12 protein-coding genes are annotated in these 14886 nt (G+C 58.5%); 10 read left to right on the top strand and 2 right to left on the bottom strand.

Annotated features, from left to right (window positions below):
* Nucleotides 1-84: 84 nt before the first annotated feature.
* Entirely contained in the window at nucleotides 85-1275 is a 1191-nt protein-coding gene (locus tag QZ281_RS15425) for a glycosyltransferase (protein WP_292229863.1), read from the bottom strand.
* A gap of 221 nt (nucleotides 1276-1496) precedes the next feature.
* On the opposite strand from QZ281_RS15425, the gene QZ281_RS15420 reads away from it, so the two are divergent.
* The 8 genes from QZ281_RS15420 (at nucleotide 1497) to QZ281_RS15385 (ending at nucleotide 10070) form a co-directional block, all read left to right on the top strand.
* Nucleotides 1497-2105 carry a class I SAM-dependent methyltransferase gene (locus QZ281_RS15420; protein ID WP_292229861.1) on the top strand — a complete coding sequence of 203 codons (609 nt, stop codon included), beginning with the start codon at nucleotides 1497-1499 and terminating at the stop codon, nucleotides 2103-2105.
* Nucleotides 2106-3008 carry a WcbI family polysaccharide biosynthesis putative acetyltransferase gene (locus tag QZ281_RS15415; protein WP_292229859.1) on the top strand — a complete coding sequence of 301 codons (903 nt, stop codon included), beginning with the start codon at nucleotides 2106-2108 and terminating at the stop codon, nucleotides 3006-3008.
* A 32-nt stretch (nucleotides 3009-3040) separates the two neighbouring features.
* Nucleotides 3041-4093: a dehydrogenase gene (locus QZ281_RS15410; protein ID WP_292229857.1), complete on the top strand. Its 1053-nt coding sequence runs from the start codon at nucleotides 3041-3043 to the stop codon at nucleotides 4091-4093.
* An 11-nt stretch (nucleotides 4094-4104) separates the two neighbouring features.
* A complete protein-coding gene (locus tag QZ281_RS15405) occupies nucleotides 4105-5106 on the top strand; it encodes a sugar phosphate nucleotidyltransferase (RefSeq protein ID WP_292229855.1) in 1002 nt (333 codons plus the stop codon).
* Nucleotides 5107-5121: 15 nt separating this feature from the next.
* On the top strand, nucleotides 5122-6318 hold the full coding sequence (locus QZ281_RS15400; RefSeq protein ID WP_292229854.1) for an AGE family epimerase/isomerase: 1197 nt from the start codon (nucleotides 5122-5124) through the stop codon (nucleotides 6316-6318).
* Nucleotides 6319-6395: 77 nt separating this feature from the next.
* Nucleotides 6396-7700, top strand: coding sequence for a glycosyltransferase (locus QZ281_RS15395; protein WP_292229852.1), 1305 nt, complete (start codon nucleotides 6396-6398; stop codon nucleotides 7698-7700).
* Between the two features lie 23 nt (nucleotides 7701-7723).
* Nucleotides 7724-8818 carry a glycosyltransferase gene (locus tag QZ281_RS15390; protein ID WP_292229850.1) on the top strand — a complete coding sequence of 365 codons (1095 nt, stop codon included), beginning with the start codon at nucleotides 7724-7726 and terminating at the stop codon, nucleotides 8816-8818.
* A gap of 28 nt (nucleotides 8819-8846) precedes the next feature.
* Nucleotides 8847-10070 (top strand): hypothetical protein, encoded by a 1224-nt coding sequence (locus tag QZ281_RS15385; RefSeq protein ID WP_292229848.1) that lies wholly within the window; start codon nucleotides 8847-8849, stop codon nucleotides 10068-10070.
* On the opposite strand, the gene putA is transcribed toward QZ281_RS15385, so the two are convergent.
* Entirely contained in the window at nucleotides 10065-13196 is a 3132-nt protein-coding gene (putA, locus tag QZ281_RS15380) for a bifunctional proline dehydrogenase/L-glutamate gamma-semialdehyde dehydrogenase PutA (protein ID WP_292229846.1), read from the bottom strand. The genes QZ281_RS15385 and putA overlap by 6 nt on opposite strands.
* A gap of 110 nt (nucleotides 13197-13306) precedes the next feature.
* Between putA and QZ281_RS15375 the strand changes: the two genes are divergently transcribed.
* Together QZ281_RS15375 and QZ281_RS15370 are read left to right on the top strand one after the other, a co-directional pair.
* Nucleotides 13307-13768 carry an Lrp/AsnC ligand binding domain-containing protein gene (locus QZ281_RS15375; RefSeq protein ID WP_292229844.1) on the top strand — a complete coding sequence of 154 codons (462 nt, stop codon included), beginning with the start codon at nucleotides 13307-13309 and terminating at the stop codon, nucleotides 13766-13768.
* Between the two features lie 76 nt (nucleotides 13769-13844).
* A partial coding sequence (locus tag QZ281_RS15370) for a glycosyltransferase family 1 protein (protein ID WP_292229842.1) occupies nucleotides 13845-14886 on the top strand: 1042 nt, incomplete at its 3' end.

The following is a 14886-nucleotide window of genomic DNA, read 5'->3' as shown; positions in this document are numbered from 1 at the left end:
TCGCAGCCATCTCTCCGCCGCGCAGCCGCCGAAATCTACGCCTTACCGCCTTCATGACACGCCGGATGTTTCGCCTCGCCGCTCTCATTGCAACCCAACCTTGCTCCTCAGAATTTCGTTCAACAATAACTTGTCTATGGGCGCCACGCCGGAAGACGGAGGAGCGAGAGCCCCACGCCGGCCCCTCGACACATCCGACACGGCCTCAACAATGGCGTCGGCCGCCTCCCAGACCTCATAGGGTTGCGCGACGCTGATAAAGCGCCAAACACCTACCGCCTCACGAAACGCCTGATAACGGCTAGCGACAATGCGCACCCCCAGATGTTCTGCTGACGCTAGAGTGCCGCTGCTCTCCCCACATGATGGATAACGCAGATTGAAGATCAAATCGCTCCGAGCAATGAGTTGCTCAAAAAGCTCAGTCGATGGGTAGTCGATAAACTCGACCGCGCTGCCAATGCTCAACTGCGAAACTAGTTTCTCCGGATCATAATCAGACTTAGGAGGTCGACGGCCGACAATCCTCAGGCGCACACGACTTCGGGTGACCGCATCCATTCGATCCAGAGCGAGCGCCAATGCTCGCAGAACGCTATCCACGCGCTTGGGAGGCGTCACCCAGCCAAAGACACCGATATTAAAATCGTCCCCATTCTTCCGGTGCTGATGGTCATTTCCTAAGACATCGGCCGTAGGATGCGCACATATACGCACAGTGCGGCATCGCGCGCCGGAAAAGTCGTTCTCAAAACGCACCCGATTGGCACCATACAAGCTATGCGCCCATAACTCGTCGCATTTCCTCAACGTCGGCCCCATGCAGTGCACGCCAAAGTCGAAGGCCTGCGGCAGCCATTCATTGATTCGAGCGACCATCAACCTTTCGCTCGCACGCCCAAGCTGACTTCTCCCCGCCTCGATCAAATCCGAAAAAGAAAACGCCCCATCAAATCGTTCCATATGCCGGTGCACCATGAACATCGACGGATCATGCAGCACCGCGACAACACGCCCCTCAGAGGCAGCTGACTGCTGAGCCAGCATTTTGTGGACGAAGACATGCTTGTCGTTGTTAGCCAAAAAATATACTCGCGTCACTTCGTGACCTGGATTCTCATCGACCTCCCGCCACGAAACGACGTCAAGGCCATGAAATTCACGAGGCATTTCACCTCCGAGCCCATCACGAGCCCATGCATCCCCATCCGTAACCACGCGCACCCCCCCGATCGCCGCTGAAACCGCTCCGATCTTCTGAGCGATCAACCGCATGTAGGATGCCGTCCCCGTCATTATTGGCGGGATAGGGGAAACAAGCTCCACTGTAGACATGTCGTTCTCAAACTTTACGGACAAAACCTATCCGGCAAGTCCACGATAAGATACGAAGGTGACTGACCACCACGGAAATCCTGCTTTCGAGCACTTTTCTTCTCGACACCCAAACGCCCCCCAACGTAAGTAGTCAACCGTATTAAATTATGGAGCCTGCGATGCTTCCGACTGTCGCCAGCATTTTCGACCCGCTCCCGCATGACGTCGACGCAGAACACCTCTTACGGCTCAGGTGCGATAGCCAGTCCCTGCACTTCTATGGCGACATCTCCCACTTCATCGCTCGACGCGTGACGGGGCCCGAGACTCTCAGCCTTTTAGATGTAGGGTCGCGGACGGGCGCTGGAACCGCCTTACTACGCCTGTTGCACCACCCAGGTGCATTTACAAGGCTGAAATTCGACCCCGTCGTCGGACTTGACCTCGATCCGACTTTGGAAAAAATCGTTAGTCACGAATTCAAGGACATAAGCGCAATTTGCGAAGACATATTCAACCTTTCGGAGAACAGCTACGACCTAGTGATTTGCAGCCACACGATCGAACATCTCCCCGAAATCGAGCCCTTTATCGCGCAACTCGAACGCATCGCGCGCCGCTACGTCGTCCTAGCCTGCCCTATCAACGAGCGCTCACCTGCCAGCGACGGGCATATCCAGATCATAAGTCCAGAAAGACTGGAAAATCTTGGCTACAAGGATTTGGAAATTTACAACTCTTTTCATTTCCACAATGGTCAATGCGGAATAGCGATCAAGAATATATAAATGAAAATTGTATTCACCGGAAATTGCCAGGCCTCTGCTCTAACGCAGCTCGTCCATTTTTTGGGGGCAAAAATAGACGTCATTATAGCCCCTCCAGTATATGACATACCCGCATTCTTGTCCGAAAAAACAAAAGAGGATATACTTTCCGCAGATTTCATATTTGCACAACGTGTATCCGAGGATCATGGTGCCGAATATATTAGGCCCAGTCAGTTGCAAAAACTGGCTTCCGGGCGGCATTTGATATGGCCCAACATATATTTTGACGGATATTTTCCCGGCATTCGCTATATGTACTCCGAAAATGGGACGAAAGTTACAGGCCCCATTAGCGATTATCATTTCGATCAAATCGAAAATTCCTGGCGCTCTGGAAAGACGACACTAGAAGCACACCGCATCTTCACATCAAAAGCAGAACCATCGAACGGCATTACCCTACCAGCAGAAGAGTCACTTTCTAGACTCAAGACCAGAGAAAGGGTTTGCGACATTACAATATCAGACTTCATAGAAGAAAGATTTAAGACCGAATCTTTATTTTATTCTATGAATCATCCGAAAAATTCAGTTCTTTTCGAGACGCTAAAGCGCATGATGAAGTCATCAAATATTGAGATTCCGATAAAGGACATAGAAAATCATAACCTTGAAAACTTTCCCTACACGCTGAATGAGATAGAACTACCAACCTTACCTTATGTATCAAGCACTTACGGTATGAAAGCGCGCGAGCCAATCACATTCAAAGGTAAAAACCTGCAACGATCACTCGCCAATGAATGGGTTTCCGGAAATGAAAGGCAGATTTATTCAAGCATGAGATTAGTTGAAGCATTCTACCAAGTGTACGATTCAATCCCCCCATCGAAATCGCATCTTGTTGAAGGCTACGATTAATTCGAACTTCATTCAAAGCCCTTAGAGAGATTATGATCAAGCCGAACAACGCACCACTTCGCGCTCGCGCACCTCTAAGACTTGGTTTTGCTGGGGGCGGAACAGATCTGTCGCCATTCTGCGATACCCATGGCGGCTTCATAATGAATGCGACCGTCGCCCTCTATGCATATGCCCATCTGACCCCGCGTAACGACGACCAAGTCTTGTTCGAGGCGCTTGAACAAAACGAGTCCTTTACTCATCGGGCGACAGAACAGTTACCCATTGATTCCACGACCTTGCTGCACAGAGGCGTCTACAACCGCGTTGTACGCGACTTCAACGGCGGCCACCCGATCCCGGTCACGGTTCGAACCACGGTAGACGTACCTAGCGGTTCAGGCATGGGCGGATCATCAGCCCTTGTTGTCGCCTTGCTTGAAGCATTCAGGGCGCATCTAGCCCTTCCTTTGGGGGAGTATGATCTAGCGCGACTGGCATTCAGCATAGAAAGAGAAGACCTCAAGCTTTCTGGCGGCAAACAAGATCAGTACGCAGCCGCCTTTGGTGGCTTCAACTTCATGGAATTTCACGACCAGGACCGCGTTATCGTCAACCCATTACGCCTCCCAACAGGCGTGATTCGGGAACTCGAGGCGTCTTTAGTTCTCTATTATACTGGCCAATCAAGATCATCGGCGCAGATAATCGAAACACAACGCGAAAAGGTGAAGATTGCTGATCAGAAATCTCTTTCGGCGATGCAGCAGCTAAAGCAGGAGGCGCTTGATATGAAAGAAGCGCTGCTGACCAGCGATTTTGACCGCATTGCCGCCACCTTGAGACGAGGCTGGGAGGCCAAAAAGGCGACGTCTTCCGCCATCAGCAACACTGAAATCGAACGTATTCTTGAACTTGCACTGACGCAGGGCGCTGTAGCAGGCAAGGTTTCCGGCGCCGGGGGCGGGGGCTTTCTGATGATACTTTGCCCCCCTGAACGTCGGCAACGTGTTGTTGATGTTCTCGAGCGTCAGGACGGCAGGCTGCTTCCGTGCAAATTCACGAAGGAAGGCGCCTTGTCGTGGCGCTCTCTAGGCGCTTAGGCGAATTCTTCATGACCTCCCCCTCCCGCCAAGCGGTCATCCTATGCGGCGGCCTCGGCAGCCGTCTCGGCGCTCTGACGCGATCAACCCCCAAGCCGCTGCTCCCGGTGGCGGGACGGCCATTCCTATCGATTTTGATCGATGAACTGGCAACGCAAGGCGTGCGTGACTTCCTATTGCTCGCCGCTTTCGAGAATGCCCAGATCCTCCAGTTCGCCGATCAGGTTAGAAACAGTCTGCCCAGCTTGGATATCCAGGTTTCAATCGAACCTGATCGCGCTGGAACCGGCGGTGCCCTTTGGCATGGGCGCGACCAGTTACATGAACAATTCTATCTGCTGAATGGCGACTCCTGGTTTGACGCTCCTATTCACGATCTCGGCCAGTGCCTCAAAAACTCGCCTGACATTCTTGGCGCGCTAAGCCTGCGTTCTGTAGCTGATCGCAGCCGATATGGAGCCATCGCCCTAAATGGCTCTCACGTCCGCGAGTTTGGAGGTAGAGCAGAGCAAAACGGACCTGGTTTGATCAATGCCGGCGTTTACATGTTTCGCCGTGAAATCATAGAACACCTGCCGCAAAACGGATCTCTTGAGCAAGATGTCCTGCCTATTCTTGCACGAGCCGGAAGATTGAGCGGTATAGAACACGACGCCTATTTCATAGACATCGGCATTCCAGACGACTTTGAACGCGCACAGACGGAAATTTTCACGCAAAGGCGCAAACCGACTCTGTTGATCGACCCGTCTTTCACTGCTGCGGCCGAATGGATCGTGGCCGGCCGCAAGAACGGATGGAGGGTTTTCGCTCTCGATATGCCTAACGCCTCATCCTTGGATCACTCCATTGGAACCATGCCCATCGATCAACTGCGAGAGGGCGTATTTGATCAGCGCTGGCCAATATTGAGCGAACACGGATTAATCGTCAGCGACAACGTCAAGGTGCTTCAACAATGCGCGGCCGCAGGCTTCAAGGTCGTCGCCGATCTCAACTCACTACAACTCTGATCCAAGGCGCAACAAATGGAAAATTCGTTCCAGACGTTTGAAGCTGAACTCCAGACGACACGTGACTGGCTGTTCGATGCGGCATTGCCTTTATGGGCCGACCGCGGCGTCGACCGACGCGACGGCGGATTTTTCGAACGACTTACCCCTCAAGGCGAAGTCATAGACGACCCTCGGCGCACGCGCCTGGTTGCGCGCCAGATCTATGCGTTCGCCACCAGTGCAGCGCTAGGGTGGAACGGTCCCGCAGCCGCCCTCGTCAACCACGGCCTCGAATTTTTCACTAAAAAGAGCCTGCGTCCTGACGGCGGCGTCTATTCTTCGGTACGCTCAGACGGCCTTGTCGCTTCAGCCGACTTCGACTTGTATGACCACGCCTTTGCCCTGTTCGGTCTCGCTGCCGTCGCAAAGGCGCAGCCGGATAGATCTGAGCTTCATGAGGCTATGGCGCTTAGCCTGCTCGATCATATGGAAGCCAGCTTCAAGCACCCTCAGGGCGGATTTGAAGAATCGTCGCCGCGCACCCTGCCTTTAAAAGCCAATCCTCATGTGCATATGCTGGAAGCCACGCTAGCCTGGCAGAGCGCAGGGCAAAGCCTCCGCTGGCAAATCCTGGCGCGTGAAATTGTCGACCTGTGCCTCTTGCGATTTATCAACCCCGAAACCGATGCACTTCACGAGTTTCTCGATGGCGACTGGAATCTGATTTTGTCGCCGCCGAACGACATGGTTGAACCGGGGCATCTGTTCGAGTGGTCATGGCTGTTGGTGCGCTGGGGGTTGATGCAAGACGATGAGAAGGCCCTGTCGGCCGGACGGCGTATGCATGATCTGGCCGAGGCTCACGGCGTGTGCCCCGATATAGGACTCGCCTTCAATGAGTTAGACAGCAGCTCGAACAAGCGTGACGGGCGGTTCCGCCTTTGGCCCCAGACCGAACGACTGAAGGCCAAGGTCGCGCAGCACCGCCTAAACACCTCCGATGTCTCCAGGGTTCGGACGTTGCAAGACGTCGCTGACGGCCTGAAGAATTTGCGCCGTTATTTCGACCATCCTGTAAAGGGTTCATGGTGGGAGCATTTCGATTCCGACGGAATCGCTCAGGAAGAGCCGGCGCGCGCAAGCAGCCTGTACCACGTCATTTGCGCCATCGCTGAAGCTGACGACCTGCACCAAGAAATTAAGTCCACCTCCGTCACCACGCCCGCTTAAAAATGACGCGCCCGGCTGTCATCCATCACACGCCCCTACCGCCCGCCAGAAACGGCATCGCGGATTATGCATGGCGCATGATGGAAGCCCTCAAGCCTTATTGCAGGCAATCGGTCGTGACCGGCACGTCAGACGGCAAGGCTCCCAAGGGAATCAGGGTTCACACACGAGCCGCACGAGCTCCGCACGGACTTAATCTCTATCAAATCGGCAACAACTGGCATCACACACAAGAGTTAAGAACCGCTTTGGTGCAACCCGGTCTGGTTTTGTTGCATGATCTGAATCTTTTATATCTCTATGAGTCCCTCGCGCTGTCTGACGATGAGATGGTCGGCTTGGCGCGACGCTCCAATCTGCGCCTTTCGCAACGAACGGCCGAACGCCTGCTGAACAAACAGCCGACCCCCAAACTGCCCTATATGCTGGCCAGCATGCTGCCAGAGCTTATCTCGCGTTCACATCGCGTGGTCGTGCATTCGCGTTACGCGAAACAGTTCATCAGAGCGCACCATGGCGACGATGCCGCTCAAAAAGTGGACGTGATACCCCATTTCGCCATGGCCGCCGATGCGCAAGACCCGCAAATGCTACGTCAGAAGCTGGGTTTCGACGACACAGACAAACTCATCGTCACAGCGGGGTTTGCCACGCGCGCTAAACGTTTTAACATCATCGCTCGCGCGGTTGGCGAATTGGCCCGCAAAGACCCCGCTATTCGGTGGATTCATGCTGGTGCCCCTGACCACGGGGATTTCAATCTGCAGGAGTTGACCCAAGCTCACTCCAGCCTAGAGGGTAGGTTTCACACGACCGGCTATCTGGATGAGCAAGCGCTTGATGACCACGTCGCCATTGCCGACATATTGCTAAACCTTCGCTTCCCCTCGGTGGGAGAGAGTTCAGGCTCCCTCGCACGCGCACTGGGAATGGGTATTTGCACGCTGGTTTCCGATACGGGCTCCTATGCGGAAATCCCGGACATGGCGGTGGCCAAGATGTCCGCACTCGGCGGTGCGGAAGAGTTGAAATTTGTTCTTTCTCATTTGCTGAACAATCCCGCCATGCGCCGCGCCATAGGCGAGGGTGCTGCGCGATATGCCGCAGACGAGCTAAATATGGGTCGATATGCGGAACGCCTTGCCCAAAGCATCAGGCAAGCGCGAAACCATGCCGCCCGTAAGACCCTGACCCAACCCTTCAAGAAGTTGACCGCATGGATGTCGCCAGAAACTGAAGTCCAGTGGATCGGCCCTCTAGGACAAGAGACGCCAAACGCCAGCTTGGCAATCGTCGGCGCTGATGCGCCCGAAGATCTGCGTTACGCCATAGATCCGTCGCCCAACCGCCCCGGCGCATACATAGGTGCCCGACACCCATGAGGCCTGCTGCTCCACGCGTCCTGATGGTGACCCCGACCCAGACCAATCCGGCGACCCAAGGCAATTCGGCGCGCATCCTGGCCTTCGGCAGAGAACTTAAGGCGCGAGGGTTCGAAGTCGATGTCCTCTATTATGTGCTCGACGATTGGAATCCCGAGATTGAAAACAGAATGCGTCGCGAATGGTCGCAACTTCATATCGTCGAGGGGCGCCCGCATGCAAAACAATCGCATGCCGCCTATTGGGGCCTGGATGATTGGTGTCCGGCAGAACTGGTTCAGAAAGTCCGCCAACTCTGCAAGGATCACGACTATCGTGCTGTCATCGTCAACTACGTCTGGCTCTCCGCCTGCTTGATCGGCATTGACCGGCCACTGCGTATTCTGGACACTCATGATATCTTTGGCGACCGCGCCCATCTGGCCATTTCCGCCGGCCTGGAGCCATCTTGGTACTTCACCAGCATCGAGGAAGAAGCGCGCGGACTAGACCGCGCAGATGTGATCATCGCAATTCAGCACGAAGAGCGTCAGCTTCTGCTTCCCAGAACCGAAGCATCCGTTCTCACTGTCGGCCATCCTGTCCATGCCCGCTTTCTGTCGCCCCGTGATGATGTAACGGCCGAACCATTCGGATACTTCGCCAGCGGCAATCCATGGAACGTCGCATCCATTCGTGCGCTGGACGCCGCTCTTACGACAACCTCTCCTCCACTGAACTGGATGATGGCGGGCTCCATCTGTCGTCAACCGATCCCCTTCCAAAGCCATCCACGTATTCTGGGCGTGCTGGACGATCCAGGCGACTTCTATGATCTTGCAGCCTGCGTCATCAATCCGATGTCCGCTGGCACTGGCTTGAAAATCAAGACGGTGGAGGCGCTGGCCTATGGCCGCCCTGTACTCGGCACCTCAGAGGCCTTTCGCGGATTGACGGCGTTTCACGAAGCCCAAACGGCTCCAACGATCACAGACCTAGCCCAGATCATGCGCAACTACCTAAGCAGTCCCTCGCTGCGCAGGGATGTCACCTCCGCATCCATGCGCACCTATATCGACTACATGCAGACTACCCAGCGCGCCTACGATGATCTTGCTCGGATGATCATCCAAACATAAGGCACCGAGTATATAAAGCTTTGAGAACATGACTGAGATTTCACCTCGCCATCAATTTCAATCACCGCTTAGAACACTGGGCGGCCTGCGCCTGCAGGTGCGAACGACCGGTCGCGGAGGACAGCTAACGCCCTATTTGCGCGGCGTGCCCCTTGGCCGCCCTGTGAACGTGGGCGATGAAGACGTTCTGGTCGAGCTTGAGGTCGAACGCCTACCTCATGTCACCCTTCCCGCGGAAATAAGAGTGGCCTGGGAAGATGGAAGCGAGGCCTCATCGCCGCTCGCCATCATCTCTGAAGCCGAAGCGGTCGCCTTGACCGGTAATGGCGCGCTGGAGGAGGTTTCAGCGACACTCCAAAACGGCATGGTGAAAGGTCGCGCCCTGAACAGGCGGAACGGCGTCGAACGTCCGGTGATCTTAGGCCGTATCAATGGCGTTCTGCTCCGCCCTGTCGAAGTCGGTCCGCCATCTGCGCATGAAGGCGGCGGCGCGATCGTCACTTTCACCATGCCGATAGAGCCTTCGGACTTTTCCGCCGAGGGTGGCGTCATCGAACTGATTCACGCCCCGGCCATGACGACCCTCTGGCGTACAGTTCTTGCGCCTCATCAAAGCGAAGAGGCCGCCGCCGTGGAAACCCGGCGCCGTCTGACCGAAACCGAACAACGGTTGGCGGGCATAGCCGCCCAGATTGAAACCCGACTGGGTCAAGAATTGCGGCGTCAAAATCAGCTTATCGAAGACGTCGTCGCCTATATGCTGGCGCTGATCCATGACCGCGCCAACCGTTCGGAAACTCCGGATGACGGTGATCGAGAACAGGCCCGCCGTTTGATCGAATCGGCGTCCACAGTCTCAGGAAGCGCGGATGATGAAACCCTGGCCGTGGTTGGCCCCCTGTCCCCCTTCATGGGTTGGGGATGGTCGGTGCCAGAGTTGAATCGCGACCGGATCGAGCTTCGTCGCATGCAAACAGCAGCGACCGTGCTCAACCCGCACCCTGAACGCAAAGTGGAGAGGATCGCCCTAACCGTGCTTGAGGGTTCGACGGTGGTCTTGAGCCAGCTTAGCGCCCAAACCGATGGTCAGACCCGCAAGATCCAGGCGTCAGAAGAGCTTGGGGCGCCCTTTACGGCATCTCTCGTCTTGACCCCGCCTCTCAGCGTGGGCCTCCTAAGCTTGGCCGCCCCGATGAGTCAGGAGGGCCTAGCCGTTCAGGATGTGCGATTCTTCTATGTTCGCGACTTATAGATTCAACAACGCCGGATCCCCGCCCTGGGCCGCAATGTTCACGCTGATGGCCTTCTCCGCCGCGTAGCGGATCAGGCTGTTGGGGCCGCCGGCCTTGGGGCCGGTGCCGGACAGGCCTTCGCCGCCGAAGGGTTGGACGCCGACGACGGCGCCGGTGATGGAGCGGTTGACGTAGACGTTGCCGGCGGGAACCAGAGAGACGACCTCATCCGCAAAGGCCTCGATGCGGCTGTGAACGCCAAGGGTCAGGCCGTAGCCGCGTGCGGCCAGCTTGCCCGCGACCGTCTTCAGATCGGACGGCGCGTAGCGGTAGATGTGAAGGATCGGGCCGAAGACCTCGCGTTCCAAAAAGTCGGGCGTGGGGATTTCGGCGATGGTCGGGGCGAACAGATCGCCCTTTTCGGCGCCCAGCGGCAGGTCGGCCCGGGCGATGATCCTGGCTTCCTTCGACAGACGCTCGACGTGGGCCTCCAGAGCGCGACGCGATTCCGGGTCGATGACCGGACCGATGTCGGTCTTGGGATCGGCGGGGTCGGCGACGGTCTGGACAGCCAGAGCGCCCTTCAGCCCCTCGATCAGGGCGTCGGCGGAATCCTTGGGCACATAGAGGACGCGCAGGGCCGAGCAGCGCTGCCCCGCTGAGCCGAAGGCCGACAGGATCACGTCATCGATGACCTGTTCCTTCAAAGCCGTGGTGTCGATGAACATGCCGTTCAAACCACCGGTTTCAGCGATGAAGGGGATGATCGCGCCGGGGCGGGCGGCGATGGAGCGGTTGATTGCGGCGGCCGTATCCGTGCCGCCGGTGAAGGCGACGCCGTCGATGACCGGATGCGTGACCAGAGCCGCGCCGACCGTCTCACCCCGACCGGGGACGAGGGCGAGCAGATCAGGATTCAGGCCCGCCTTGTGGTACAGACGCACGGCTTCAGCAGCGATAAGAGGCGTCTGTTCGGCAGGCTTGGCCAGCACCGCGTTCCCAGCGGCCAGAGCGGCGGCGATCTGACCGGTGAAGATGGCCAGCGGGAAGTTCCACGGGCTGATGCAGGCGAAGACGCCGCGTCCGTGCAGGATCAGTTGATTGGTTTCGCCGGTCGGCCCCTTCAGCGTCTCGGGCGCGGAGAAGTCACGCTCGGCCAACAGGGCGTAGTAGCGGCAGAAGTCAGCGGCCTCGCGCACCTCGGCGACGCCGTCGTTCAGGGTCTTGCCCGCCTCGCGGCTGAGCAGGGCGACCAGACGGTCTATGTCGGCTTCCAGCGCATCGCCCATGGCGCGCAGGATCACGGCGCGCTTGGCGCCGCCCTGACGGTCCCAATGAACCTGGGCATTGGCGGCGGCCTCGACGGCGGCGTCGATATCGGCCTCGGTCGTTTCCGACACATGGCCCAGCACCTGCGACCGGTCGAACGGATTGGTCACGTCCTGCGCATTGATCCCGGCGCGCAGCTTGCCGCCGACAATAGGGCCAGAGGTCAGCTTCTCACGGTCGACCAGCTGCAGCGCCTTGGCGTGGGCTTCGCGGTCGGCGGCTTGAGAATAATCGCGGCCGAGGGAGTTCTGACGATCGCCGTACATGTCTTGCGGAACCGGAATCTTGGGGTGACGGTCGGGCGCCTGCTCGACCAGGGAAATAGGATCAGCCGCAACGGCCGAGGCGGGAACACGCTCGTCCAGCAGGGCGTGGACGAAGGAGGAGTTAGCGCCGTTCTCCAGCAGGCGGCGCACCAGATAAGGCAGCAGCTCTTCGTGCCCGCCGACGGGGGCGTAGGCGCGAACGATCACCGTCTCGTCGGACCATTTCTCGATGGCGGCGTCGTACAGAGCCTCGCCCATGCCATGCAGGCGCTGGTGCTCGACGGTGACGCCACGGTCACGCGCCATGCGACGCACGGCGGCCAGAGTGTGGGCATTATGGCTGGCGAACTGGGAATAGAGAGCGGGCGAGGCCTCGATCATGGTTTTTGCACAAACTAGATAGTTCAGGTCCGTCGCCGCCTTGGTCGTGAAGACCGGATAGTCAGTGCGGCCGAAGACCTGGGCGCGCTTGATCTCGGTGTCCCAATAGGCGCCCTTGACCAGACGCACCATCAGGCGACGCCCCGAACGGCGCGCCAGATCGGCGACCCGCTCAATCGTCTCCAGACCGCGCTTCTGATAGGCCTGAACCGCCAGACCCAAGCCGGTCCAACCGCCCAGCGACGGCTCATGCGCCAGTCGATCCAGCAGCTTCAGCGACAGGGCCAGACGGTCCGCTTCTTCGGCGTCCATCGTATAGTTGATGTCGTATTTGGCCGCGATCTGGGCCAGACGCAGGATGCGGGGATACAGGGTCGCCCAGACGTCATCCTCGTGCGTCGCCTCATAGCGAGGCGACAGGGCCGACAGTTTCACCGACACGCCGTGACCGTGTTCCGGCCCCTGCCCTTTTGACGTCTTGCCCACCGCCTCGATGGCGTCGGCGTAGATCTTCTCATAGCGGTCGGCGTCAGCGACGGTGCGGGCGCCCTCGCCCAGCATGTCGAAGCTGCACAGCCAGCCTTCCTTGTTCGACCGTTTCAGCGCGCCCTGAATGGTGCGGCCGACGACGAACTGCTCGCCCATGATCTTGACGGCGGTGGCGACGGCCTGACGGATGACCGGCTCTCCGATCCGGCCCGCAATCCGCTTCAGGAAGCCGGACAGGTCGGTTTTGGCCTCGTCATCCACATCGACCAGCTTGCCAGTCAGCATCAGACCCCAGGTCGAGGCGTTGACGAACAGGCTGTCGGATTGACCCAGATGCGCGGCCCAGTCGGCGGAACCGATTTTTTCGGCGATCAGGCGGTCGCGCGTCTCCTCGTCCGGCACGCGCAGCAGGGCCTCGGCCAGGCACATCAGGGCCAGCCCCTCGCGCGTGCCCAGCGAAAACTGCTGCAGAAAGCTTTCGACCACCCCCTGCTTCTTCTGGCTGCGGCGTGCGTGCTCGACCAGGGCGACCGCTTCGTCAACCACGGCGGCGCGTTCGGTCGCATTCTGCGGGATGCGCGCCAGATTGGCGGCGACGGCCTCGCGCTCGTTCTGAAACTTGTGCGCGTCCAGGCCGTCCCAGGCGGCCAAGCTTGAAGGCGTGAAGGCTGAAGTGGTCATGGCGAGGCAAATCCTGTGGATTTAAGCCCTATATGCCGGAGTTCATTGAAGGTGCTTCGTATGATAGACGACCAGACCGAAGATCATTCGCATAAAGGGCCAGGTTTCCGATGATCGAAATCGACGCCGTCGACCGCCGCATCCTGCGCGTACTGCAAACTGACGCCCGTATCTCCAACGCCGAACTGGCTCGACGCTGTAATCTGTCGCCCGCAGCCTGTTTCGAGCGGGTCAAACGCCTGCGCGAAAAAAAGATCATCACCGGCTATGCCGCCATGATCGACCCGGCCCAGGTCGGACGTGATCTGCTGATCTTCGTCGAGGTCCTGCTGGACCGCACCACCGGCGACGTCTTCGAGGCCTTCGCCGAGGCCGTCCGCACCCAGCCCGAGGTTCTGGAATGCCACATGGTCGCGGGCGGCTTCGACTATCTGATCAAGGCCCGCGTCGGCGACATGGACGCCTATCGCGCCTTTCTGGGCGATGTTCTGGTGCGGATGCCGGGGGTGCGCGAAACCCGCACCTACGCCGTTCTCGAAGAGGTGAAGTCGACAACCGTGCTGCCGATCTAGCATCCGTCTCGCCATCGTCATCCGAAGCGGCTAGAAGTTCCGCTCTTGATTAACGGCTCAGGGTCCGCCCGCCTCAATGCGTATCGTTCTGGCCACCGACGCCTGGGAACCCCAGGTCAACGGCGTCGTCCGCACCCTGACCCGCACGATCGCGGAATGCCGCGCCATGGGTCATGATGTCGAGGTCATCGAACCCAGCCTGTTCAAGACCATCCCCTGCCCCACCTATCCCGAAATCCGGCTGGCGCTGGGGGCCGAGGAGGAGATTCGCGAAATGCTGCGCGCCTTCGAGCCCGAGGCCGTGCACATCGCCACCGAAGGCCCCATCGGCATCGCCACGCGCCGCATCTGCGTGGAATGGAAGCTGCCGTTCACGACCAGCTATCACACCAAATTCCCGGAATATGTCTCGGCGCGTTTCCCGATCCCGGTGCAGGTCGGCTACGCCTATATGAAGTGGTTCCACAAGCCGTCCGGCCGCCTGATGGTGGCGACACCGACGCTGCGCGACGAACTGGTCGAGCACGGCTTCAAGAACGTCTCCCCCTGGTCGCGCGGCGTGGACACCGAGGTGTTCAACCCCGATCTGGAACGCATCTACGACGAACTGGGCGGCAAGGACTGGCCGCGCCCCTTCTTCCTGAACGTCGGTCGCGTGGCGGTGGAGAAGAACATCGAGTCCTTCCTCCAGCTGGATCTGCCCGGCACCAAGATCATCGTCGGCGACGGCCCCGCTCGCGCCGAACTGCAGGAGAAATACCCTGAGGCCAAGTTCCTGGGCGCCAAGTTCGGGGACGATCTGGCCCGCTGCTTCCGCGACGCCGACGTCTTCGTCTTCCCCAGCTGGACCGACACCTTCGGCCTGGTGATCCTTGAGGCCATGGCGACCGGCACGCCCGTCGCCGCCTATCCGGCCCACGGCCCGATCGACATCATCCCCGGATCAAACGCGGGCGCGATCGACAAGGACCTGAAAACCGCCTGCCTGGAGTGCCTGAAGCTCGACCGCAAGGACGTGCGCGCCTACGCTGAGAAGTTCAGCTGGCGCGCGTCCGCCGAGCAGTTTGTCGAGAACCTGCAGCCCTATCCCGAGCCGGAACGCGGCCGCTTCTGGCGGC

This window comes from Brevundimonas sp. (assembly GCF_018608325.1).
Lineage (GTDB): Bacteria > Pseudomonadota > Alphaproteobacteria > Caulobacterales > Caulobacteraceae > Brevundimonas.
Note: the sequence above shows the minus strand (reverse complement) of the source record. Positions and strands in the feature narration are given on the sequence as shown.

Excerpts from the sequence above, each read along its gene's own strand:
- QZ281_RS15400 (WP_292229854.1), top strand. The coding sequence starts at position 5,122 with ATGGAAAATTCGTTCCAGACGTTTGAAGCTGAACTCCAGACGACACGT.
- QZ281_RS15375 (WP_292229844.1), top strand. The coding sequence starts at position 13,307 with ATGATCGAAATCGACGCCGTCGACCGCCGCATCCTGCGCGTACTGCAA.
- QZ281_RS15405 (WP_292229855.1), top strand. The coding sequence starts at position 4,105 with ATGACCTCCCCCTCCCGCCAAGCGGTCATCCTATGCGGCGGCCTCGGC.
- QZ281_RS15395 (WP_292229852.1), top strand. The coding sequence starts at position 6,396 with ATGATGGAAGCCCTCAAGCCTTATTGCAGGCAATCGGTCGTGACCGGC.
- QZ281_RS15415 (WP_292229859.1), top strand. The coding sequence starts at position 2,106 with ATGAAAATTGTATTCACCGGAAATTGCCAGGCCTCTGCTCTAACGCAG.
- putA (WP_292229846.1), bottom strand. The coding sequence starts at position 13,196 with ATGACCACTTCAGCCTTCACGCCTTCAAGCTTGGCCGCCTGGGACGGC.
- QZ281_RS15385 (WP_292229848.1), top strand. The coding sequence starts at position 8,847 with ATGACTGAGATTTCACCTCGCCATCAATTTCAATCACCGCTTAGAACA.
- QZ281_RS15390 (WP_292229850.1), top strand. The coding sequence starts at position 7,724 with ATGGTGACCCCGACCCAGACCAATCCGGCGACCCAAGGCAATTCGGCG.
- QZ281_RS15425 (WP_292229863.1), bottom strand. The coding sequence starts at position 1,275 with ATGCGGTTGATCGCTCAGAAGATCGGAGCGGTTTCAGCGGCGATCGGG.
- QZ281_RS15410 (WP_292229857.1), top strand. The coding sequence starts at position 3,041 with ATGATCAAGCCGAACAACGCACCACTTCGCGCTCGCGCACCTCTAAGA.
- QZ281_RS15420 (WP_292229861.1), top strand. The coding sequence starts at position 1,497 with ATGCTTCCGACTGTCGCCAGCATTTTCGACCCGCTCCCGCATGACGTC.